The sequence below is a fragment of the Streptomyces albipurpureus genome (assembly GCF_023701525.1).
GTDB lineage: Bacteria > Actinomycetota > Actinomycetes > Streptomycetales > Streptomycetaceae > Streptomyces > Streptomyces albipurpureus.
Map to the genome: position 1 here is coordinate 225501 of NZ_JAMQAW010000036.1, position 22489 is coordinate 247989.

Here is a 22489-nt window from a genome sequence, read left to right on the forward strand (position 1 = left end):
GACCGCGTCTCGCGGTCGGCCGGCTTCGATCCGTACCCCGGGGCGGAGACCGACCCCGGGCGAATCCGTACCCCCACCAGATGTGTGCACGAGACGAATCCGTACGCCCAACGGATCCGTGCACCAGGTGGGGTGGTTACACCCGACGCGACGTGCGCTAGGTGGATTCGGTCGATCGCGGCGGGGTGCTCTCCCCACGCCCCGGAGCAGCCCGGGTGGGGATCACCCGGGCGGTCGGGTAGTCGACCGCCAGAGCGCGGCGCAGGGCACCCACCACCTCCTCCGTGTCCATCGCCGAACACACCCCGACCAACGCTCCGCCACCGCCGGCCCCACTCACCTTCAGTGGGAGTGCGGTGGTACGCGCGGCCCGGGTGCGCAGTTCCTCCAGCAGCGGGGTGGACATCCGCTGGTGGTCGCGCATCGCCTCATGGGCCCGGTTCATCGCGGCACCGAGTGCCGCGAGGTCATGAGCCCCCAACGCCTCCCAGACGTCCTGGGATGCCTGGTCCGCCTTGGCCATATAGGCGGCGAGGTCCCCGTCCTGGGCGGCGAGTTGGGCCCGCACGGTACGGATATGGCCACCCGTGTGCTTCACGGTGCCGGAATCCACCACGATCACCGACCAGTCCGCGGGGAACTCGGCCCGCTCCCTGACCTCCGGAAGCCCGGTCGGACGGCCCTCAAGGAGCAGTGCCCCACCCTCCACCACGGCGATGTGGTCCATCCCCCCGCCGTTGAAGACCGCGAACTCGAACTCGTACGCCCACTGGGTCAGTACCCGGTCGGCTATTCGCTCAGTCGGGCCGTGGGCATCGGTGAAGGCCCGAAAGAGCGCCACGATCAGCGCTGTCGATGAGGAGAGACCGCTGGCGGCGGGGGCGTCGCTCTGGGAGATGACGGTCGGCGGGCTCGCGGGGAGCCCGGGCAGCCGCTCCCGGAGGAACCCCCAGACCTCCTTCGGCCAGCCTCCCGTGGACGTTGGTGACGGGTTGGCGGACCGTCCCGTCGGTGGTATCTCCACGCTGGTCAGCAGATCCAGCGCCACACTCACCGACCGGCCGCCCAGCCAGTCCAGATCCTCACCCGACAGACAGGCCCGGCACGGCACACCGGCCCGGACCCCATCAGTCGAACCGGGTATGTCCTGTTCCTTCACCGAGCCTGGAACCTTCCTGTGGTGCGGAATGAGTCATACATACCGAGCACCACCGCCGTCGGCGGGTGGATCGGCGCGGGCACATCGGCGAGGTCCCGGAACTCCGCGCGCCGGACCTCGTCCCGGCCGGGGTTCAACGCCCCGGACCAGGTGCGGGTGACGAAACAGAGCGCGAAGCAGTGGGTGACGTCCCCGTTGGGATAGGTGAGCGTATGGATCTGGGGGTCGGAGAGCGAACCGAAGGCGACCAGGTCATCGCGGTCAACGCTCAGTCCGGTCTCCTCGGCCACCTCGCGTACGGCTGCGTCGGCGAAGTCGCCGCCCTCTTCACAGGCGCCCGCCGGGAGTTCCCACACCCCGGTGTCGGCGCGCTGCTGGAACAGCCCTTGTCCGGACTCGTTCAGCAGCAGCACCTGTGCGCCGGGCACAAGAAGGGTTCTGCTGCCGACCTTCTGGCGCAGTGACCAGATGTAGGAGCCGACGTAACTCATCCGCGCATCGCCTTCCGGACCGCGGCCGGGACTCCCGCCGTGCCTCCCACCGGGTCCACCGGCTGCCTTCCCGGTGTACGGCTCGCCAGCGCGCTGCCTCCTCGTCAAGGGGTGGGATCGACCGCTGGGGCGGACTGCTCGGCTGACGGTGGTCTCGCTGTCGGTCCTGCTGGTTCGGGTGGTGGTGCCCTGGTGGGTCTGGTGCTCTGGGTCTGGTGCTCGGGGCGGCGAACGCGCCGCTGACCGCTGCCACCGGGCAGCAGGCTGTCACGCGACGGACTCGGAGAGCCAGCGCGGCACCGCGTACGGCGTGGCGGTCAGCCACCGCACATACCGGTTGACGCCTTCGCTCACCGGGATGCGCGCCTGCCAGCGCAGCAGTTCACGGGAGCGTTCGGTGCAGGCGTACCCGCCGAGCGGATCGCCGTCGGGGCGGGGGGTGACGACGCACTCGGACCCGGGGAAGTGCGGGGCGATCAGTTCGGCGACATCGCGGACCGAGGTGGGGATGCCCGTGCCCACGTTCACGGTCTGGCCGGCCATCTGCTCCTCGATGAGGGCCAGGGCCGTGGCCTCGGCGATGTCATCGACATGGACGAGGTCGCGGACCTGGACTCCGCCGCCGTTGAGCCTCATGGGGAGACCGAGTCGGGCGTGCATGGCGAGCCAGGCCACCATCCAGGAGTGGCTACCCGGCTTGGGCACCTGCGGATCGCCGTAGACGGAGAAGTAGCGCACGATCGCGTACTCGGTCGCGCTCTCCCCGCCGAGGAGCAGACGGGTCTGGTGCTCCGCCCAGAGCTTGGAGTTGGCGTAGACGGAGAGCGGGAAGAGCGTCTGGTCCTCGCTGAACATCTGCGGCCCTTGGATACCGGGGTCTCCATCGCCGTAGACCGACGCCGACGAGACCAGCACCAGTCGGCGCACCCTGGAGGCCGCGGCCTCCTCCAGCACGATCTCGGTGCCCCGGACATTGGCCTGGAAGGCGATATCGGGCCGTCTGGTGCAGGCGGCGACATCCGCGTAGGCGGCGGCGTGCACCACATGGTCCGCCCCCCGGAAGAGTCTTCGGACCGCGGTGCGGTCGGTGATGTCACCGATGACGAGTTCGGCTCCGGTGCCGGCGGTACCGAACAACTCATGGGCGGAGTCGGGGTAGGCGTCCATCCTGTCCAGCACGGTGACATGGGCGCCCGCCCGGTGTAACAGGGCCGTCAGACGGCTGCCGACAAGGCCTCCGCCACCGGTCACGACCACCCGCGCGTCGCGCAGCTTCTCCAGTCGGGACAGGGCGGGCTCGGCAGCCGCCGTAGCCTGACCGGCTCCGGCTCCGTTCACTCCTGCGGTCATGTACTGGCCTCCGGGGTCGACTATCGGACTAAGTGCGTGTGATCAGCATCAGTTCACCGGGCACGGCGTGCCAGAGTGCCTTTTCGGCACCCTTGCGGCCCGGAAACCCCGGCCGTACTGTCCGGATTCGGCAGCCACCGGGCCGCCATTGACGATGAGCGGACATCTGGAGGGCTTGTGACGTCACATCGGTTGAGCGGTGTGGTGATGACCCACCCCAAACGCCGTGAAGCCGCAGAGAAACTGGCCTTGACAGCACCTGAAGGGGCACTGCGGGTGGTGATGGATCCGGACCCCACCGGCACACCTTCCGTACTGCGTACGGCGTTAGCCGCGTGGTCCTCCATCGAAGAAGGGGCTACTCATCAGTTGGTGATCCAGGACGACATGATGTTGTCCGAAAACTTCTTCGAGCGTGTACGACTGGCGATCGAGGCGATGCCCGACGCGGCGCTGGCACTCTTCGCGCTCTGGGACTCGCGCAATGGGGCGGCGGTCCGCTTCGGGGCGATGACGGGTGCGCGCTGGGTCGGAGCGGTCAACGAGTACTTCCCCTGTGTGGCCATCGTGCTGCCCCGGAAGATCGCCGATGGGTTCGTCGACTACGGGCGGACCCGGTTGGGAGCCTGGCCCGATGACATCCTGATGTATCGCTACTTACGGGAGCACGGAGTCCCCCGCTATGTATCGGTGCCCAACCTCGCCGAACACGAGGACCGGGGAAGCATCTCGGGCAATGCGTTTCGGGGACCGCGGCGCTCGGTCTGCTTCGTCCCGTCGGACCCGATCGGCGATGAGAACGTCCGGCTGACCGGATTGGGCCTGGTCCCCTTCTTCAAGAACGGTGTGGCCCAGTGCGCGGTGCGCATCTCCGCGCCCGGCCCAAGACGGTGGCTGCACCTGGAGTGCGAGACCTATCTGGAGGGGCGCGGGGTGTCCGCCGCTCAACTGCGCGGGGCGGGGCGCACATCCTCGGACCCGGATGTACGGGGGACCTGGCTGACGGGGTTCACCCTGGGCCTCCACGGTCCGGAGCAACGGGCCGGCCTGACCCCGCAGGCACCCGGCCGACCCGATCCCGCGGTGCTCGCGGAGTCGCTCGCGACCATCGGACCCGGCGGCATCAGCCACACCTCGTCCGAGGAACGGATCGCCGAACGCCGCGATGAACTCGCCCGGGCCGCGGCCGACGGCCTCGAAGCGGGCCGGGAGACGGCGCGGGAACTCATCCGCGCCAAGTCCCGCAGCCGTCGCCGCACCACCTCGGCCGCCAAGGAGCGGCCGCCCGGTGTCGAGGGGGACGGCCCGGCGGTGGTGGCCGTGGGGGTGGTGGGTTCGTCCACACCGGTGGGCGAGCACATCCTTCGGGGGCTGGCGGACCGTAGACACGCGGTGACGGCGGTGGGGCCCACCGAGGACCACACCCGCTTCGACGCCATCGTCGACCTCCGGGGCCTTCGTGACACCGAGGCGACCGCGACGATCCGGCTCAGCAGCGCACCCGATGGCACCCCCCTCCTGCGCGCGGTCAGTTACACCCTGCGCGCGGGCGACCTCTACGGCCCCGGCTGCTCCCGGCACACCCCCATCGGCCGCATGGTGTGGAACGCGCTGCGCAGCCAGAGCGTGGTCATCGAAGGGTCACCGGATGATCCACTGCACCCGCTCTATGTGCACGATCTGGCCGATGCCCTCTCCGTGGTGCTGCGCACCCCGCCGACCGAGACCGTGCTGACGCTCGCGGGTCCCGCTTCCCGTACCGCCGCTGAAGTGGCTCAGGCGGTACATCGCGCCGTACGCCCGGTCCCGATCGAGCATGCCCCTGCTTCGTCGGCGATCGGTACGGCGGCCAAGAGCCGGGTGCTGGTGGACGGAGTACCTCTCTCCGGGTGGGGGCCGAAGACCGAACTACCCCGGGGGCTGCATGGTTTCGCTCAGTGGCTGGCGTATGAGGGGATCGCGCTGATGCCGGACTGATGGACGGGGTCGGGTTCCCACCCCGAGCCGGTACGACACCCGGGGTATCGGGCGCTGCGATGCGCCCGGCACCCCGGGGCGGGGGGCCTTCGACGGCGTGGGCGACAAGGCACAGAGCACGGGTGCGGTGGCTGACTCGGCCGTCTCGACCGCATACCGGTCAGGCCGGTCAGGCGCAGTGATCAGCGAATCGGCGAGATCCAAGCCCAGGGGCCCTAGCTAGATGACCGGGGGCCGGCCGAGGGTGGTCATGCGCCACACTGTGCGCCAGCGCATGGGCCGCCGGGGGCCGCAAGGCGTCCTGACCCCCTCGGCGAACCCGGCGAACCAGGAGCGCAGCCCGGACAGCGAACGGCTACGCAGGATCGTCAGGGCTGTCCAGACCCCCAGGTAGGTGGGAACCAGGACGGCGGGCAGATGGCGCTTGGCCAGCCACACCCGATTCCTGGCGATCATCCGATGGTAGAAGGCGTGGCGCGTCGGCGCGGTCCACGGGTGCTGGAGGACGAGCCGCGGTTCATAGAGCACCTGCCATCCGGCGTCCAAGGCCCGCCAGGCCAGGTCGGTCTCCTCATGGGCGTAGAAGAACTCATCCGGCCAGCCGCCGACCTGGTCCAGCATCTTCATGGACAGGCCATGACCGCCGCCGAGGAAGGTGGTCACATACCCGCCGCGCATCGGGTCCGACGCGCGCAGCCGGGGGACATGACGGCGCTGGGTGCGATTGAGCTCGTCGGCGATGCGGAAGCTCACGATCCCCAGCTTGGGGTCCTGCTCGAACGCCGCCACCAGGCGGCTGAACACGTCCTGGCTGATGAGAAGTCCGTCATCGTCGAGGTCGACGACCACATCCACATCGCCGAACTCCCTCAGCCGAGCCAGCGCGACGTTCCGGCCGCCGGTGACCCCCGCGTTCTCGGCCAGTTCGACGACCGTGACCCCGTCGGGCAGCGGGGGCGCCGGGGCGCCGTTGGCGACTACCACGATCCGGGTGGCCAGCAGATCCTGGGCCGCGACGGAGTCCAGTAGCGCCGTCAGCTCCTCGGGCCTGTTTCCCATGGTCAAAATGGCGACACCCACGCGCGACTGACGCACAGTTGATCTCCGATCCTGATTGCTGGCCACGATGCTAGCCGCTGTCACCGACCCCTCTGCGCCGCCCGTCCCGGGCCGCCGCGACCGCGTGAGTCCGGCCGCGCCGGCCTGGGAAGTCCACCCGCCGTCCGTATCTCCTGGCCCGTGTGCGCGAGCGAAAGCGATCACACCGGAACCGGGGCAGCTCCCCGGCGGTCGAGGGGCCTGGTGCGCCCATGCCCCTGCACCGCCGGGTACTCCCCCGCCAGCGACTCCGGGCTGGTCGGAGAGGCGCTGGGCCGCGCTGATCGCCTCCGGGCTAGTCGGAGAGGCGTTGAGCCGCGCTGATCGACTCCGCGAGCTCCTCAACCGCTGGATCTTCCGTCTTCCGAGCCAACTCACGTGCTTGCGAGGCGAGTTCGCCCAGTCCTGGAGCACCCGGCAGCCACCCACCGCGCAATGACTCGGCGAAGTAGGCCGCGACCGCGGTGATCTGGAAGCGGTTGGAAGCCCCCTGCCAGAGTGAGCCGTCCACCGCACTCGTCTCGATCGAGCCGGACCTCTCGTGCGGAGCGCGGGTCTTCGGGTCGAGCCAGCGAACCGTCGCGGTGGCCAGGTGCCCGCTCGCGCCTGCCCGGAGCTTGACCGCGTAGAGCGCGGTCACCGTGTGACCTGGCCCCACCTCACCACCATCGACCCGATCGTCGCGGAAGTCCTCGTCCGCGACCGCCCGGTTCTCATATCCGATCAGCCGAAACCGCTGAACGTTCCTCTGGTCGAAGACGACCTGCGCCTTGGCGTCCCGGGCCCGCAGTTCCACATGGGAGGGGAGCTGCTCGCGGAAGACCTTCCGCGCCTCCTCGCCGGTGGAGACATAGGTGGTGTGTCCATCGCCCCTGTTGGTGAGTCGCTCCATCAGGGCGTCTCCGTACTGGCTGCCGACCCCGACGCCGAAGAGGGTGATGCCGTGCTTGCTTCGGGCATCGGCGATACGGTCGAGGATCCGGTCGGCGTTGGTCTCCCCCGTATTGGCGAGGGCGTCCGAGAGGAGGACGACCCGGTTGGTGGCGCCGCGTCGCCACCCTTCCACCGCCTCGTCGTATCCGGTGCGGATACCCGCCTCCACATGGGTGGAGTCGGCTGGCCTCAGCTCATCGATCACCTCGTGGATTCGATCGCGTTTGCCGGCGAGCCGGGTCATGGGCAGTCGGGTCTCGGCCCGGCCGCTGAAGGTCACCACGGCAATCGAGTCATCGTCGCGCAGCTCGTCGGTGAGGACGCCCAGTGACTCCCTGACCAGGTCGAGTCGCCCCTCCCCTGCCATCGAACCGGAGATGTCGATGACGAAGGTGAGCGCGGCAGGCGGCCGTTCGGCCTTGCGGTCCGAGGCGCGGGTGGCGAGCCCGACCCGTACCAGGGACCAGTCGTCGGCGCTTGCCTCCTGACCACCGACCTCTCCCCTGATCTCGCCTTCGGAAGCGCCCGGTCGCGCACCGTCGACGGTCACCGAGAATCCATCGCCCCTGGGCTGCGGATAGTCCTGCCGGAAGCTGTTGATGAACTCCTCCGGTCGAACGTTCGCTGGTTGGGGTCGGCCGCCGTTCTTCAGAGTGCGGCGGGCGTATCCGTAGGAAGCGGTGTCCACATCGAGTGCGAACGTCGAGAGGTAGTCGGGGGGCTGCTGGGACCTCTTGTACGTGTCGTCCCGCTGTATCCCCTCCGGGGCGCCTTCTGCGGCTGCCCCCGGTGCCGGCGCGCCGGGGGGCGCGACCGTGGGCTCCCGCTGGCTTGAGCCGGAGCCGCCGTCCCGCTTTTCGGAGGCGTCATAAGTCGAGTCACGGCTGCTCTCGCCCTCTCCGCTACAGGCGCTGACCAGCAGCACTCCGCCGGCCAACAGCGCTGCCATCGCCCCTCTACAGGCCCGTGCGCCCATGCCCGTCCTTACGCCGGAGCGCATCCCCGTGCCGAGCTTCATCCGAATCTCCCCTAGGTCGTCAGCACTTGTGGATCTGACGTACGGGTGGGCCGTTGGGACTCGGCAGGGGTGTTGCGGAACTGTCTCGATGAAGCAACGGACGGAAATGGCCATTCCGGTTGTATCGACGCCGCTGCCGGTCGGACGGTGACCAGGGGTGAAGTCCTCCCCGGGGCCGACCACTCGCCGCCTCAGCTCCCCTCCCGTACGAGGCAACGGGAGGGAAACCGTACGGACAGGGGCACGGGCGCCACCCGACGAGCCGCCTCCAACAGGGTTGTGGAGGCGGCTCGTCGGCGGTGGATCGTTGGGCTAGCCGCTGTCGTGGGGCGCAGAAGGTGTGCGCCGGGGGCGGCAGGGCCCTAGGACACGATGTCCTTCCGTGAGAAGTTACGGAAGGCGAGTGCGAAGAGCACCAGGGCGTAGCTCACCGAAACAGCCGCGCCCTTCACCATCCCACTCCACTCCAACTGGGGTTGGAGTGCGTCTATCCAGGCGAACTGCCAGTGGGCGGGCAGCACTTCGCGCCAGGAACCGAGTGCGGTGACGGCATCCAGCACATTGCCGACGATGGTCAGCCCCACCGCTCCACCGACCGCGCCCAGTGGGGCGTCGGTCTTGGTGGAGAGCCAGAACGCGAGCCCCGCGGTGACCAGTTGGGAGACGAAGATGAAGCCCACCACGAGTGCCAGCCGGGGCAGGGTCTCCGCAGTGGCGAGAGAGCCCCCGGTGGGTAGCTTGAGCGGTCCCCATCCGTAGGCGATGGTGCCCGCCGCCAGGGCGATCACCGGCAGCATCACCATCGCTGCCGCGCTGAAGCCGAGCGCCACCGCCAGCTTGGACCAGAGCAGACGGGTACGCGGGACGGGAGCCGCCAGCAGGTAGCGCAGCGATGACCAGTTGGCCTCGGAGGCCACCGTGTCCCCGTGGAAGAGTGCGACCGGGACGACCAGGAGGAACCCCGCCGAGGCGAAGAGGCAGGTGGCGGCGAAGTTGGCACCCGATGCGGTGGCCGTGTCCATCAGGGTGATGCGGTCGTTCTCACCGCCGTCCGGTGAGCCGCCGATGGCGAAGGCGGCGATCAGGATCAGGGGTAGTGCGGCCAGTATCCCGGCCATCAGCATGGTCCGCCGACGCTTCAGTTGGCGTACCGCCTCCACCCGCAGCGGCAGGGTGTGCCGGGCTCGGTAGCCGGGAGCCGAATCGACCAGCGTGCTCATGCGGAACCTCCGATCAGGGTGAGGAACGCGTCCTCCAGGCGGCGATGGGGACCAACGCCGGTGAGTGGCACGTCCAACCGGACGAGTTCGCCGATCATGTCGGTGGCGGTTGCTCCATCGAGCCGCACCAGCAGACCCTCCTCGACCCGGGCGGCCGACGCGATGCCCGGGAGCGTCCCGATCTTCTCGACGACCGGCTCGGACAGCGGGGCGGCGGTGGTGACGAGCAGGGTGTCGCTCTCGCCGGTGATCTCCGCGACCGGCCCGGCCTGCACCAGCCGGCCGCGATCCATCACGACCAGATGCGTACAGGACTGTTCGACCTCGGAGAGCAGGTGGCTGGAGACGATGACGGTTCGGCCACCGGCCGCGTACCGGATCATCACTTCCCGCATCTCGCGGATCTGCGGTGGGTCGAGTCCGTTCGTCGGCTCGTCGAGGATCAGTAGATCCGGCATCCCCAACATGGCCTGCGCGATGGCGAGCCGCTGCCGCATGCCCTGGGAGTAGGTGCGCACAGCGCGCGCGAGTGCGTCACCGAGGCCGGCGATCTCCAGGGCCTCTTCCAGGTGTGCGTCCTCGGCGGGGCGGCCGGTGGCCTGCCAGTACAGCTCCAGGTTGTCGCGGCCCGACAGATGCGGCAGGAAGCCCGCGCCCTCGACGAACGCACCGACTCGGGAGAGTACGGGTGCGCCCGGGCGAATGGCGTGCCCAAAGACCCGGATCTCGCCTTCATCGGGCCGGATGAGCCCCATCAGCATCCGCAGGGTGGTGGTCTTGCCGGCGCCATTGGGGCCGAGGAGGCCCAGGACCTGCCCCTTCTCCACCCGGAAGGAGAGCTCTCGGACGGCGTAGCGATCGGTCGACTTGGCGTACCGCTTGCTCAGCCCGGTGATCTCCAGCGGTACGTCGGCGAGTACGGGGTCGGGCGCGGGGGCCACCGCCCTGCGGCGGGCGGTGAACAGCAGTGCCGCCGCGATGACCACGCCAGCGATCGGCAGCCCCCAGGTCCACCAGGGCAGTCCGGCGGCCTGGGTCTCCACGGCGGGCGCGGTGGGCACCGCCAGGGCGCTTGTGCCGCCGTCCGCGAGACCGACCGTGTAGGAGGCGGGAGTGGCAGGGGAGGCATAGCCGAGGTCGGTCGCGGAGAGGACCAGGCGCAGTCGGTGTCCGGCGTCGACCTCGTGGTCCACGGCGGGCAGGGTCAGCTCCACTTCCATGCCCTGCCGGGCTTCATCGACCCGGACGGGGGCGACGAGTTGGGAGGGAAGCACCTGCTGGCGGCCGTCGGGTCCGACGTCGTAGACCTTTCCGAAGAGGACGGCGCTGCCGGTGGAGGAGGCGACCTTGACGCGGACGGTGGGTGAGCCCGTGATCCGCAGCGAGTGCTGGAGGGGCTGGGATTCGAAGCGCGCGTGCTGACCGGGGAAGTCCAGGGAGAGTCCGACGCCGAAGGACGAGAACTGGCCGAGCCCGCCGCTGAGGCCGGGCACCGCGGAGATGGCGGGCGGACTGGCCCCCGCCGGGTTGGCGAAGGTCTGCTCCCGGCCGGTGAGCGCGATGGACCTGATTCCGTTCTCCAGGCCCGGATAGCGGTCGCCCGTCGCCCCGCGCAGCAGGGCCTGCCCATCGGTCGAGTCGACGCCGCCGGTGCGGCTGACCCGGAAGGCGGGCCCGGTGTCGGCGCCCTGGTCCTGCTGGAGGTGGCGATCGAACCAGGAGGTGATCCGTCCATGGAGACGGTCGGCTTCGCCGTCGCCGCCGTCATGGCCGCCCGAGATCCAGTCCACGGCGACCGGCGCGCCATTGGCACGGATCTGGCGGGCCATGGCGTCGGCGTGGGAGAGGGGGAAGAGCGAGTCAGACTGCCCTTGCATGATCAACGTCGGGACTTTGATGCGGTCGCCGACGGCGGAGGGGCTACGGCCTTCGAGGAGCCCTCGGGCGGCGGCGTCGGGTTGTCCTGCGACGGCGACCCGTTCGTACATCGCGCAGATCTCCGGCTGGAACCGTCCGCAGCCCGCCGGATTCAGTGGTGCCGTGCCGGTCCCTGGTGCGGCGGTGCCCCGGGAGCCCGTGGAGGGGCGGTCGCCGGGTGGCGTGTCGGCGGGCGGGTCGGACGGTGTCCGGGCGGGACCCAGTGCGCTGGCCGAGCCGGTGGAGAAGAAGATGCCGGCCCAGAGCTTCTTGAAGACCCCGTTGGGGAAGAGGGCGTCGGCAAGGTTCCAGTAGGTGATCGAGGGCGCGATGGCATCGACCCGGCGATCGTGTCCGGCCGCCAGGAGCGAAACGGCACCGCCGTAGGAGGCACCGGTGACACCGACCCGCGGGTCGTCCTTGGCGTCCAGCCGGACCTCGGGGCGCTTGGCCAGCCAGTCGATCAGCCGGGTGACGTCCTTGACCTCGAAGTCGGGGTCGTTGAGCCCGATCCGTCCGGTGGACTCACCGAAACCACGCGCGGACCAGGTCAGTACGGCGTACCCGTCCCGGGCGAGTTTCTCGGCCTGGGTACGTACGTCGTCCTTGCTGCCGCCGAATCCATGCCCGAGGAGCACGGCGGGTCGGCGGTCCTTGGTATTGCCCGCGGTGAAGTACGAGGTGTCGATCTTCGCCCCGGGCATGGTGTGCACCCGGTCCTCACGGCGCACGGTCGGGGCGCTGTCGTCGGCGACCGCGGTCCAGGTGCCCGCTCCGGCAAGGACGGCGAAGGCGGCGACGCCTGCGAGCCATCGGCCGCGCGGGCGGGGCCAGGGTAGTCGGATCTGCATGGTTGAAACCCTAAACGGAATAACTGTGAGCTCTCGGCTGCCGCCAGGGGGAGCGGACGGTCTCCCTGAGGAGTAGACGTCGGCACGGCCGTACACCAGGCGCGGTATGCCCGACCCGGGGAGACATCAGGGGTGCCGGGTTCCGTGAAAGAGGTGACACGCCCTGGAGAAGCGGGCCGCCCGGGGCTGGGCACCGGACAGAGAGGGACGTGGAGGGCAGGCACGGGTGGTGGTGAGGCAGCGGTGCCCGCCGAGCCTCATGCCCCACGAGGCCCCCAGGGGGCTTCTTTATGGCGTTTATGGCGGGCTGGTGAGTCAGAGAGGGATGATGCGGACCTGACTGCCGCAGAGTTTGGTCATGTCGTCGCTGTCGGACGTCAGCAGTGCGACTGGCTTCGGCTGGCGCAGCGCGACCTCCGCCACGGTGGCGTCGATGGCGTACTTGTGCCCGTGTAATCCTGCCTCTTTGAGAAGCTCCGCGGCTGCCTTCGCCGACTGTTCGGTGACCGGCTCCACCTTGATGCGCGACAGAGCCCAGTTCAGGCGTGGCATGTTGGTACGGGAGTGGCTGACTTCCACGATGGTGTTCGCCCCAATGACAAGATCGGCCCCCATCTCGTGGAACACCTGGAGCAGTGTGAGGAACTTACGGTCCCGCGCAACCCAGGCGGAGAGCCCCTGCGAGTCCAGGACGACGGTTTCGATGCGCTCGCTCATGCGGCGTCCGCAGCCTTGGAGGGAGCAGCGGTACCGAAGATCTTCGAGCGGGCCTCGGCCAGCTCCTCGTCGGTGAAGCGTCCGTACTCTTCCTCATGACGCCGCAGGTCGTCCCCCAGTAGCTGGTGCCGGATCTGGCGGGCCACCGCTTCCGCCACGTAGCCGGAGACGTTGTCCGTGAGCTTGCGAAGCTCCGCGACCTGGTCGCTGGGCAGCGTGACGGTGATGCGAGTCGTTGAGGACATACCGCAAGCATACTGGAGTATGCGCGTAGAGCAGGGTGATAGTCGTGATGCCCTGCGCAGTGCTGCGCAGGACGCTGTGCATCAGTAGGCAGCGCCAAGGTCGCCCGGACACACAGAGCAGGCGAGGGCGCGACGGGTGCGGTGAAGGGCGTCAGACCAGGCTTCTGCCAAGCACGCCAACGGAAGGCCAGCCCTTACCTCAGCCATTAGCTCATCTGGTTTCGCGGTATGCAGCATTGAAGGCCAAAGCCCGGGACGACCGCTCTGCCGGCAGCATTTCAGCTGCCGCGTCCAGCTCGTCGTCTTTCACCAGCGCGTGGACCTGGTGCGCCAGAGCGGTGATATCGCGGATCGAGACCGTCCACTCGTCCGTGTAACGGCGCGAGGCCTCGCCCGCCAGGCCCAGTTGGAGCGATCGATACGGCAGCGGCTGGAGGTGCGGATCGCGTTCGGGGTCCCACTGCACCCGGGCAAGGGACTGTTTCAGCTCGCGCTGCCACTCGGCACGGTGGGTGTGCGTCTGACGGTCGTAGTGCGACAGACAGGAGTTGCGCAACGCCCAGTCAAAGCCCTCGCGGGTGATCTCCACGGCGAGCACCGTCTCCTGGCCCGCCTTCAGGCCCCAGCCGCAGCGGTACATCATCCACAGGAAGGAAGGCTTGATCCATGTCATCCGCTCCCGCTTCCAGGCGGCAGGGAACCGGCCGTCGCGGGCTGCGGGGAGGCCGATCTCCGGGCGGTACGCCTGGTAGACGGTGATCGTCGAGTCGGTGTGGAGATCGCGGATGGCGCGCTGGGGTGTGTCCCGCATGAGGATCAGGGTGCGTGCGGAAGCGGGGTCGGAGCCAGTGGTTTTCTGGCTCCGACCCCGCGTTCGGAAGTGGTGTCAGCCGCTGGGTGGGAAGGGGCCTCGCGGGGTGCTGCTAGGAAGCGGCAGCCAGCGCGAGGACCGTCCGGCGTGTGGCTGGTGTCAGTGGTTCTGCGGGAAGCCGAGGTCCACACCGGTGGGGGTGTCAGCCGGGTCGGGCCAGCGGGTGGTGACGACCTTGCCGCGGGTGTAGAAGTGCACGCCGTCGTTGCCGTAGATGTGGTGGTCGCCGAAGAGCGAGTCCTTCCAACCGCCGAAGGAGTGGTAGCCGACGGGGACGGGGACCGGCACGTTCACGCCGACCATGCCGGCCTGGACCTCCAGCTGGAAGCGGCGGGCCGCGCCGCCGTCACGGGTGAAGACCGCGGTGCCGTTGCCGTACTGCGAGGCGTTGATGAGCGCCATGCCCTCTTCATAGGTCTCGGCGCGCAGGACGCAGAGCACCGGGCCGAAGATCTCGTCGCGGTAGGCGTCGGAGTCGGTGGAGACCTTGTCCAGGAGGGAGATACCGATCCAGTGGCCGTCTTCGAAGCCGTCTACGGTGAAGCCGGTGCCGTCGAGCACGACCTCGGCGCCCTGGGCGGCGGCGCCGGTGACGTAGGAGGCCACCTTGTCGCGGTGGACCTTGGTGATCAGGGGGCCCATCTCGGACGTGGGGTCGGTGCCGGGGCCGATCTTGATCTTCTCGGCGCGCTCACGGATCTTCTCCACCAGCTCGTCGGCGATGGAGTCGAGGGCGACGACCGCGGAGATGGCCATGCAGCGCTCGCCTGCGGAGCCGTAGGCCGCGGAGACGGCGGCGTCGGCCGCCGCGTCCAGGTCGGCGTCGGGAAGGACCAGCATGTGGTTCTTCGCACCGCCGAGTGCCTGGACACGCTTGCCGTTGGCGGATGCGGTGGTGTGGATGTAGCGGGCGATCGGCGTGGAGCCGACGAAGGACACGGCTGACACGTCCGGGTGCTCCAGCAGCGCGTCCACCGCGACCTTGTCACCGTGGACCACATTGAGCACACCGTCGGGGAGTCCGGCCTCGCTGGCCAGCTCGGCGAGGAGGTTGGCCGACGAGGGGTCCTTCTCGCTGGGCTTGAGGATGAAGGTGTTTCCACAGGCGATCGCCAGCGGGAACATCCACATCGGGACCATCGCCGGGAAGTTGAACGGGGTGATGCCGGCGACGACACCGAGCGGCTGCCGGATCGAGGCCACATCGATCCGGTTGGATACCTGGGTGGACAGCTCGCCCTTGATCTGGGTGGTGATGCCACAGGCCAGTTCGACGACCTCAAGACCGCGGGCGACCTCACCCAGCGCGTCGGAGTGGACCTTGCCGTGCTCGGCGGTGATCAGCGCGGCGATGTCGTCGCGACGGGCGTCAAGCAGCGCGCGGTAGCGGAAGAGGATGGCGGTCCGCTGGGCGAGCGACGAGGTACCCCAGGTGGTGAAGGCCTCCTTGGCCGCGGCCACGGCGGCGCCGACCTCTTCGGTCGATGCCAGCGCCACCTCGGCGGTGACTGCGCCGGTCGCCGGGTCAGTCACCGGGCTCCAGTTACCGGACGCGCCCTCGACGGTCTTTCCACCGATCCAGTGGTGGATGTGCTTCGTCATGAGAAAGGCTCCTTCACAAATGCCGGCACGTCTCGGGGATGTCTCACAGCTGGCGGCGCCGCTCGGCGAAATGCCGCTCGTACTCCTCCCGGGCCTTGACCGCCGACGGCCGGGTCGCGATCTCTGCCACGGGAACATCCCACCACGCCTGTGCTGGCGGAGCGCTCGACACAGTGTCTGCCGTTTCGGTCTCGACATAGACACCTGTTGGAACGTCCGCGCCACGGGCGTCGATGAGGGCCTGCCGCAGGTCATCCACGGTCCTGGCGCGGATCATCCGTAGCCCGAGGGACTCGGCGTTGGCGGCGAGGTCGACGGGCAGTGGTGCGCCCGTGTACGTGCCGTCAGGGGCACGGTGTCGGTAGGCGGTGCCGAACCGTTCGCCGCCGACCGACTCGGAGAGCCCGCCGATCGACGCGTACCCGTGGTTCTGGAGGATCACCACCTTGATGGGGATGCCCTCCTGAACGGCGGTGACGATCTCGGTGGGGTTCATCAGATAGGTGCCGTCGCCGACGAGCGCCCAGACCGGCCGACCGGGTGCCGCGAGACAGACGCCGATGGCGGCGGGGATCTCATATCCCATGCAGGAGTAGCCGTACTCCACGTGGTACTGGTCCACGGACCGGGCGCGCCACAGTCTGTGGAGGTCCCCCGGGAGTGATCCGGCCGCGTTGATGACGATGTCGTCCTGGTCGACGAGGCTGTCGAGAACGCCGAGCACCTGGGTCTGGGTGGGTACGGCGTGCGGGTCCTCCGCGCGGAAGGCGGTGTCCACCCGCTGTTCCCAGCCCACCTTGGCCTCGCGGTACTCCCTCTCGTATGAGGGCTGGACCCGCACCGGCGATGAGGTGAGGCTGGTGAGTGCCTCTCGGGCGTCGGCGATGAGGGTGAGACCGGCCATCTTGTGGGCGTCGAACGAGGTGACATTGATGTTGAGGAACCGGACGGACGGGTTCTGGAACAGCGTGGAGGACGCCGTGGTGAAGTCCGACCAGCGGGTACCCACACCGATCACCAGATCGGCGGTGCGGGCCAGCTCGGCCGCGACGGCGGTTCCGGTGTGGCCGATACCGCCGATGTCAGCGGGGTGGTCGTACGGGAGTGAGCCCTTGCCGGCCTGGGTGGAGGCGACGGGAATGCCGGTGGCATCGGCGAACGCTCCGAGCGCCGCTTCGGCCTCGCTGTGGTGGACACCGCCACCGACGACGACCAGCGGTCGCTGTGCGTCGGCCAGCGCACGGCGGGCCGACGCCAGTGCCGCCCGGTCGGCACATGGACGGCCCACCCGCCAGTCGCGCTCGGCGAAGAACTCCTCGGGCCAGTCGTATGCCTCGACCTGTACGTCCTGAGGCAGCGCGAGGGTCACCGCCCCGGTCTCCGCCGGGTCCGCGAGGACCCGCATGGCCTGGAGCGCGGACGGGATCAGCGCTTCGGGGCGGGTGATGCGGTCGAAGAAGCGGGAGACCGGGCGCAGGGCGTCGTTGACCGACAGATCGCCCGCGTAGGGGACTTCGAGTTGTTGCAGTACGGGATCGGCCGGGCGGGTGGCGAAGGTGTCACCGGGCAGCAGCAGGACGGGCAGTCGGTTGATGGTGGCCAGCGCGGCGCCCGTGACGAGGTTGGTGGCGCCCGGACCGATGGACGTGGTGACCGCGTGCGCGGAGAGCCGGCGGGACTGGCGGGCATAGCCGACTGCCGCATGCACCATGGCCTGCTCGTTGCGGCCCTGGAAGTACGGCATGCACGACGTGTACGGCGTATCGGGCCCGGTCGGGGTGTCCGTTCCGGGCAGGCGCCTGCCCGGGGGGCTGAGGGGGAACGGGCCGGTGCCGGACTCCAGCAGGGCCTGACCGATTCCGGCCACATTGCCGTGGCCAAAGATGCCCCAGGTGGCCGTGATCAGGCGTTGGCGATGCCCATCCCGCTCGGTGTACTGGCGGGTGAGGAAGGTGATGAGGGCTTGGGCGACGGTGAGCCGACGGGTAGCCACGCCTGAACTCTTCACTCCTGGCCTCCTCACGTCTGCCCCACTCATGCCTGACCTCCTCAGGTCTGCCCCGCTCACGTCTGACCTCCCCACGTCTGACCTCCCCACTCCTGACCTCCTTCGCGTGCGGCGGCCTGCTCGACCTCGGCGGGCTCGGGTGCGGGCTCGGGTGCGGCATGCCCGTCCCGGGCGGGAGCGGAGTCGGGTACGGTCCGTTCGCACTGGGCGGGCTCGGCCGGGTAGAGGGGCAATCTGGTGTCCCTGGGCTGGTTCGGCCAGGTGTCGCGAATCCAGCCATGCTCCGGATGGTCCTGGATCAGCCACTCTCGGGCACCGGGCCCTGCCATGACATTGAGGTAGTACATGGTCCGTCCGGGAGCCGCGATGGACGGGCCGTGCCAACCGTCGGGAATGAGAACGGCGTCCCCGCTGCGGACCTCGGCGATCAACTCCGTACCCCCTGGACGGGAGGGGGAGACCTGGTGAAAGCCGCTGCCACCCTGATCGATCTCGAAGTAGTAGATCTCTTCCAGCTCGGACTCGGCGCCGGGTCGGTGCTCATCGTGCTTGTGCGGCGGATAGGAGGACCAGTTCCCACCGGGGGTGAGGACCTCCACCGCAATCAGTCGATCGCACTCGAAGACCCCGGCGGCGGCGAAGTTGTTGACCTGGCGGGAACACGTCCCAGAGCCGCGCAGCTCTACCAGTACCTCCGGCGCGGGGACATAGCGAGCGGGGAGTCGTCGCTCGCACTTCGCTCCTGCCAGGGCGAAGCGGCCTCCCGCACCGGAGGCGATCTGTGCGTGGGCATCACGCGGCACATAGGCGAAGTCCGTCACTCCGCCAAATACCCCTTCCCTTCCGTGGAGTTCAAAGAACTCCTCTTCTGTGTGTACGGTGCAACCGCCGCTCAGTGGCAGCACGATCCACTCGCTGTCGCCGGTGGTCAAGGTGTGGCACGCACCGGGCGCCAGTTCCAGTACGCGCAGACTGGAGTACGTCCAGCCCGCGCGCTCGGGGTCGACCCGCAGTGCGTACGGCCCACTGGCGGCGCTACCAGCCGGGACGTACGGCTCCTGGGTGGTGGTGGGGATGTGATCGGCGCTCATGTCCTCTGCGTACCCCCTAGAGAAGCCCTACCGCAGTATCGACCGCGCCGGTGACATCGCCGTCGGCTGGATAGAGCAGTGAACGCCCCACGACCAACCCCTGAACAGTGGGCAGGCCCAGGGCGCCGCGCCACTTCTCAAAGGCGCCGTCCTGATCCCTGCCGATGTCACCGCCGAGGATCACCGCCGGCAGGGTGGAGGTCTGCATCACCGCCGCCATATCGTCAGGGTCATCGGTGACCGGCACTTTCAGCCAGGTGTACGCGGAGGTCCCGGCGAGACCGGAGGCTATGGCGATGGATCGGGTGACCGCCCCAGCGCTCAGATCATTGCGCAGTCGCCCCTCGGTCCGGTGACAGATGAACGGCTCTACGAAGACCGGCAGCTGACGTTCCGCCATCTCGTCGATGACTCGGGCGGCGGTGTGGAGGGTGTCGAGGGACGCCGGGTCCTGGTAGTGGATACGGAGCAAGAGCTTGCCCGCGTCGAAACGAAGGCGGGAGAGGTCTTGCGGACGATGGCCGGTAAAGCGGTCGTCCAGTTCAAAGGACGCGCCGGCGAGTCCACCGCGGTTCATCGAACCCATGACGACCTTGTCGTCGAGCGCCCCGAGCAGCAGTAGATCATCGAGGATGTCGGCGGTGGCGAGGACACCGTCAACGCCGGGCCGGGAGAGGGCGAGGCAGAGGCGCTCCAGGAGGTCGAGGCGATTGGCCATGGCGAGCGGGCGCTCGCCGACGGCGAGCGCCCCACGGGCCGGATGATCCGCCGCGATGATCATCAGGCGGCCGCTCTCCCCCATCAGCCGGGGGCGTCTACGGCGGTGGGAGGCGGCCTCGGCGACGGCTTCGGGGTGCTGGGTACGAATGCCGATCAGCTCGGTGATGTCCACGCGGCTCATGGGCGGCCTCCGGGACCCTCGGGGCGTTCGGTCGACGGCGCCCGGGGGCCACCCGGGCAGTCCTGATCACCCGAGCGGTTCTGATCACCTGTGTAGTCCTCATCCCCCGGAGAGTCTTGGGACGGTGGGACAGGGGCCGATGACGCCCTGGACGGGCGGTCTCCGGTTGGGGCTTCAGTTCCGGTCGCAGCTGCTGGTGCGACGGGGGTGGCTGACGCGGCGGGTCCAGCCGGTACGGCGGGGGTGGCTGGAGTGGCTTTGGGCGGCGGGGCTTTGGCCTGCGGGGTGGCGGACGGGCTCAGCTGGGGCGGATCTGCCGGCTGGGCCAGGTGGGCTGTACCGGCTGGATCCGCTGTATGGGCCGAGTCGGCTGGGTCGACGACTCCGCGGGAGGTTTCGCCCAGCTGGGCGGTGGGCGCGAAGGGGTCTGGCTGGGGTGCGGGGGCTTGGGGCGGAGGGGTGGGCGAGCGCGGGACCGGGCCGCCGGAGAGGACCTGGTCGACCTCTGCCGGGTAGGGCATCGCGGTGGAGCAGGCGAGACGCGCGGCGACGATGGCCCCCGCGGCGTTCGCGTACCGCATCACCCGCTCCAGGTCCCAGCCGGCGAGCAACCCGTGGCAGAGCGCTCCACCGAAGGCATCTCCGGCGCCTAGCCCATTGACCACGGCGACGGGCACGGGTGGGACGTCCGCACGGGTGCCGTCGCGGTGGAGCGCCAGGACCCCCTTCGGGCCCTGCTTGACCACGGCGAGCTCCGCGCCCGCTTCGAGCAGCGCCCTGGCAGCGGTGAGCGGATCGCGCTCACCGGTGGCGATCTCGCACTCGTCGAGATTGCCCACGGCGACCGTGGCGGCGGTGAGGGCCTGGTGGTAGTACGACCGGGCCGCATCGGGATCGCGCCAGAACATGGGCCGCCAGTCGAGGTCGAAGACGGTGATGCCCGCGCGGTCGCGGTGAGCGAGCGCGGCAAGGGTGGTGGATCGGCTGGGTTCCTCGCTCAGCCCGGTGCCGGTCACCCAGAAGACCCGTGCCGAACGGATCGCCGGTAGATCGAGCTCGTGCTGATGTAGTTCCAGGTCGGGGGCCTTGGGTTGCCGGTAGAACCACAGCGGAAAATCGTCCGGTGGGAAGATCTCGCAGAAGGTGACCGGAGTGGGGAGGCCATGAACCGGGGTCACCCAGCGGTCGTCCACCCCGAAATCGCGGAGCGCGTCGTGGAGATAGTCGCCGAAGGCGTCTGCTCCCGTGCGAGTGATCACGGCAGAACGTCGTCCGAGCCTGGCGGCGCCCACGGCCACATTGGTGGCCGAGCCGCCGAGGAACTTGCCGAACACATCGACCTTCGCCAACGGCACCCCGGTCCGCAACGGATAGAGATCCACCCCGATGCGTCCCATGGTGATGACGTCATAGGGCTCCGGCTCAGACCGCTGCGACATGCGCATCCCTCCGCTTCGCTGCTCGGGCATCTCCAGGTCTAACGCCGTCCGCCGAACGCTGTCAACATTTTGTCCTGACATTCGGACGTAGCCTTGACACCGTTTTGCGGGGGCCGTAAAGCTCGGCCGCATGAGCTCCCCCGCCCCCGCCCTCAACCGCATCCGGGTCGGCTCGGCCCCAGACTCCTGGGGCGTGTGGTTCCCCGACGACCCCCTTCAGGTGCCCTGGCCCCGCTTCCTCGATGAGGTCACCCAAGCCGGCTACCAGTGGATTGAACTCGGCCCCTATGGCTATCTCCCCACCGATCCCGTGGTCCTGGGCGAGGAGACCGGTCGCCGCGGGCTAAAGGTGTCCGCCGGGACCGTCTTCACGGGACTGCATCACGGCCCGGTTGTCTGGGAGAAGACCTGGGCGCAGGTGTCGAACGTCGCTGCACTCACTCAGGCGACGGGCGCTGAGCATCTGGTCGTCATCCCCTCTTTCTGGCGCGACGACAAGACGGGCCAACTGGTGGAGGACAGCACGCTGACCGCTCGTCAATGGCGAGATCTAGCCGCCCAGACCGAGCGGCTCGGCCGCGAGGTGCGCGAGCGCTACGGGCTGAGGGTCGTGGTCCACCCCCATGCGGACACCCATATCGACAGTGAAGCCAATGTCAGCCGCTTCCTTGACGCCACCGACTCGGATCTGGTCTCGCTCTGCCTGGACACCGGGCACTACGCGTACTGCGGCGGCGACAGCGTCAAGCTGATCGAGACCTACGGGGAACGGATCGGCTATCTCCATCTCAAGCAGGTGGACCCCGAGATCCTCGCGGGTGTCATCGCCGATCGGGTGGCTTTCGGGCCCGCGGTCGCCCGAGGGGTGATGTGTGAGCCCCCCTCCGGGGTCCCCGCGCTGGAGCCCGTGCTGACGGCAGCTCAGGCCCTGGGGGTGGATCTTTTCGCCATCGTCGAGCAGGACATGTACCCCTGTGCGGCGGACAAACCGCTCCCCATCGCTCAGCGGACTCGCCAATTCCTTCGCACTTGCGGCGCCTGAGGCTCACTCATCACATCTGTCACCGTTGTCGCCCTCTGATCACACATATCTCCATTACGCGGGTTTTCCGTCACGGGCAGTCGACAGACCTGCCTTACCTGCACTGTTCGCCGCTCAACAGGCGCACGCTCATGATCGCCAGCGAACGCGCGATGGCTCCCCCGACGGCCCCCCGGCCGCCGTTGTCGCGCACGCAGGGAGGTGCCACATGACGGACAAAAGGCTCTGGTCCTACAAGGAGATCGCTGCTCACATCCGGGTACAGCCCGACACGGTCCGCTCCTATCGGAAGCACGGGCTGCTACCACCACCTGATCTAGTGGAGGCCGGAAAGCCCTACTGGTACGCCGAGACCATTCGCGTATGGGTGGCGAACCGTCCCGGGAACCGGGGACGCCCTAACTGAACCTCCTCAACGGCAGTCCCGCACCCCGACCGGGGGTGCGGGACTCCGCCTTTTCTGACTTCCAGCCCCCTGCCCGCCCCTGCCCCTACCTGCCCCCCCCGCCTGCCCTTCCCTTCACTTCCCTGGCTTCCCACTCCCACCCGCTGTTCTCTG

17 protein-coding genes and 1 pseudogene are annotated in these 22489 nt (G+C 69.0%); 3 read left to right on the forward strand and 15 right to left on the reverse strand.

Annotated elements, in window-relative coordinates; all coding sequences use genetic code 11:
• Positions 1–157: 157 nt before the first annotated feature.
• The 3 genes from NBG84_RS28055 to NBG84_RS28065 form a co-directional block, all read right to left on the reverse strand.
• Positions 158–1159 (reverse strand): mevalonate kinase family protein, encoded by a 1002-nt coding sequence (locus NBG84_RS28055; protein ID WP_250922410.1) that lies wholly within the window; start codon positions 1157–1159, stop codon positions 158–160.
• Positions 1156–1650: an NUDIX domain-containing protein gene (locus NBG84_RS28060; protein ID WP_250922411.1), complete on the reverse strand. Its 495-nt coding sequence runs from the start codon at positions 1648–1650 to the stop codon at positions 1156–1158. Before NBG84_RS28060 ends, NBG84_RS28055 begins: the two co-directional genes overlap by 4 nt.
• Positions 1651–1917: 267 nt before the next feature.
• Positions 1918–3000 (reverse strand): NAD-dependent epimerase/dehydratase family protein, encoded by a 1083-nt coding sequence (locus NBG84_RS28065; protein WP_250922412.1) that lies wholly within the window; start codon positions 2998–3000, stop codon positions 1918–1920.
• A gap of 249 nt (positions 3001–3249) precedes the next feature.
• Between NBG84_RS28065 and NBG84_RS28070 the strand changes: the two genes are divergently transcribed.
• The gene (locus NBG84_RS28070) at positions 3250–4977 is read left to right on the forward strand and encodes an NAD-dependent epimerase/dehydratase family protein (protein WP_250922413.1); all 1728 of its coding nucleotides are present in this window, start codon (positions 3250–3252) and stop codon (positions 4975–4977) included.
• 219 nt (positions 4978–5196) lie between these two features.
• On the opposite strand, the gene NBG84_RS28075 is transcribed toward NBG84_RS28070, so the two are convergent.
• The 12 genes and pseudogenes from NBG84_RS28075 to iolC form a co-directional block, all read right to left on the reverse strand.
• Positions 5197–6072 (reverse strand): glycosyltransferase family 2 protein, encoded by an 876-nt coding sequence (locus NBG84_RS28075; protein WP_250922414.1) that lies wholly within the window; start codon positions 6070–6072, stop codon positions 5197–5199.
• A gap of 298 nt (positions 6073–6370) precedes the next feature.
• Entirely contained in the window at positions 6371–8026 is a 1656-nt protein-coding gene (locus NBG84_RS28080; RefSeq protein ID WP_425608712.1) for a vWA domain-containing protein, read from the reverse strand.
• Between the two features lie 362 nt (positions 8027–8388).
• Positions 8389–9246, reverse strand: a complete 858-nt coding sequence (locus NBG84_RS28085) for an ABC transporter permease (RefSeq protein WP_250922415.1) — start codon at positions 9244–9246, stop codon at positions 8389–8391.
• Positions 9243–12014: an alpha/beta fold hydrolase gene (locus NBG84_RS28090; protein ID WP_250922416.1), complete on the reverse strand. Its 2772-nt coding sequence runs from the start codon at positions 12012–12014 to the stop codon at positions 9243–9245. Before NBG84_RS28090 ends, NBG84_RS28085 begins: the two co-directional genes overlap by 4 nt.
• A 315-nt stretch (positions 12015–12329) precedes the next feature.
• Positions 12330–12731 carry a PIN domain-containing protein gene (locus NBG84_RS28095; RefSeq protein WP_250922417.1) on the reverse strand — a complete coding sequence of 134 codons (402 nt, stop codon included), beginning with the start codon at positions 12729–12731 and terminating at the stop codon, positions 12330–12332.
• A complete protein-coding gene (locus tag NBG84_RS28100) occupies positions 12728–12976 on the reverse strand; it encodes a type II toxin-antitoxin system CcdA family antitoxin (RefSeq protein WP_250922418.1) in 249 nt (82 codons plus the stop codon). The genes NBG84_RS28095 and NBG84_RS28100 overlap by 4 nt, the downstream gene beginning before the upstream one ends.
• Before the next feature lie 211 nt (positions 12977–13187).
• On the reverse strand, positions 13188–13787 hold the full coding sequence (locus tag NBG84_RS28105) for a DUF4291 domain-containing protein (protein ID WP_250922419.1): 600 nt from the start codon (positions 13785–13787) through the stop codon (positions 13188–13190).
• A 159-nt stretch (positions 13788–13946) separates the two neighbouring features.
• Positions 13947–15449 (reverse strand): CoA-acylating methylmalonate-semialdehyde dehydrogenase, encoded by a 1503-nt coding sequence (locus NBG84_RS28110; RefSeq protein WP_250922420.1) that lies wholly within the window; start codon positions 15447–15449, stop codon positions 13947–13949.
• A gap of 43 nt (positions 15450–15492) precedes the next feature.
• Complete coding sequence (iolD, locus tag NBG84_RS28115) at positions 15493–17487, reverse strand: 3D-(3,5/4)-trihydroxycyclohexane-1,2-dione acylhydrolase (decyclizing) (protein ID WP_425608713.1); 1995 nt, start codon at positions 17485–17487, stop codon at positions 15493–15495.
• Between the two features lie 26 nt (positions 17488–17513).
• Positions 17514–18548 carry a 5-deoxy-glucuronate isomerase gene (gene iolB / locus NBG84_RS28120; protein WP_250922422.1) on the reverse strand — a complete coding sequence of 345 codons (1035 nt, stop codon included), beginning with the start codon at positions 18546–18548 and terminating at the stop codon, positions 17514–17516.
• A gap of 16 nt (positions 18549–18564) precedes the next feature.
• A complete protein-coding gene (locus NBG84_RS28125; protein ID WP_250922423.1) occupies positions 18565–19449 on the reverse strand; it encodes a Cgl0159 family (beta/alpha)8-fold protein in 885 nt (294 codons plus the stop codon).
• Positions 19450–19747: 298 nt separating this feature from the next.
• Positions 19748–20918 (reverse strand): annotated as a pseudogene (iolC, locus tag NBG84_RS28130) (5-dehydro-2-deoxygluconokinase).
• 100 nt (positions 20919–21018) lie between these two features.
• Between iolC and NBG84_RS28135 the strand changes: the two are divergent.
• Positions 21019–21930 (forward strand): sugar phosphate isomerase/epimerase family protein, encoded by a 912-nt coding sequence (locus NBG84_RS28135; RefSeq protein ID WP_250922424.1) that lies wholly within the window; start codon positions 21019–21021, stop codon positions 21928–21930.
• A gap of 208 nt (positions 21931–22138) precedes the next feature.
• A complete protein-coding gene (locus NBG84_RS28140) occupies positions 22139–22336 on the forward strand; it encodes a helix-turn-helix transcriptional regulator (protein WP_250922425.1) in 198 nt (65 codons plus the stop codon).
• Positions 22337–22489: the final 153 nt, after the last annotated feature.

Excerpts from the sequence above, each read along its gene's own strand:
- NBG84_RS28095 (WP_250922417.1), bottom strand. The coding sequence starts at position 12,731 with ATGAGCGAGCGCATCGAAACCGTCGTCCTGGACTCGCAGGGGCTCTCC.
- NBG84_RS28105 (WP_250922419.1), bottom strand. The coding sequence starts at position 13,787 with ATGCGGGACACACCCCAGCGCGCCATCCGCGATCTCCACACCGACTCG.
- NBG84_RS28065 (WP_250922412.1), bottom strand. The coding sequence starts at position 3,000 with ATGACCGCAGGAGTGAACGGAGCCGGAGCCGGTCAGGCTACGGCGGCT.
- iolB (WP_250922422.1), bottom strand. The coding sequence starts at position 18,548 with ATGAGCGCCGATCACATCCCCACCACCACCCAGGAGCCGTACGTCCCG.
- iolD (WP_425608713.1), bottom strand. The coding sequence starts at position 17,487 with ATGAGTGGGGCAGACGTGAGGAGGCCAGGAGTGAAGAGTTCAGGCGTG.
- NBG84_RS28060 (WP_250922411.1), bottom strand. The coding sequence starts at position 1,650 with ATGAGTTACGTCGGCTCCTACATCTGGTCACTGCGCCAGAAGGTCGGC.
- NBG84_RS28090 (WP_250922416.1), bottom strand. The coding sequence starts at position 12,014 with ATGCAGATCCGACTACCCTGGCCCCGCCCGCGCGGCCGATGGCTCGCA.
- NBG84_RS28140 (WP_250922425.1), top strand. The coding sequence starts at position 22,139 with ATGACGGACAAAAGGCTCTGGTCCTACAAGGAGATCGCTGCTCACATC.
- NBG84_RS28135 (WP_250922424.1), top strand. The coding sequence starts at position 21,019 with ATGAGCTCCCCCGCCCCCGCCCTCAACCGCATCCGGGTCGGCTCGGCC.
- NBG84_RS28080 (WP_425608712.1), bottom strand. The coding sequence starts at position 8,026 with ATGAAGCTCGGCACGGGGATGCGCTCCGGCGTAAGGACGGGCATGGGC.
- NBG84_RS28100 (WP_250922418.1), bottom strand. The coding sequence starts at position 12,976 with ATGTCCTCAACGACTCGCATCACCGTCACGCTGCCCAGCGACCAGGTC.
- NBG84_RS28085 (WP_250922415.1), bottom strand. The coding sequence starts at position 9,246 with ATGAGCACGCTGGTCGATTCGGCTCCCGGCTACCGAGCCCGGCACACC.
- NBG84_RS28110 (WP_250922420.1), bottom strand. The coding sequence starts at position 15,449 with ATGACGAAGCACATCCACCACTGGATCGGTGGAAAGACCGTCGAGGGC.
- NBG84_RS28125 (WP_250922423.1), bottom strand. The coding sequence starts at position 19,449 with ATGAGCCGCGTGGACATCACCGAGCTGATCGGCATTCGTACCCAGCAC.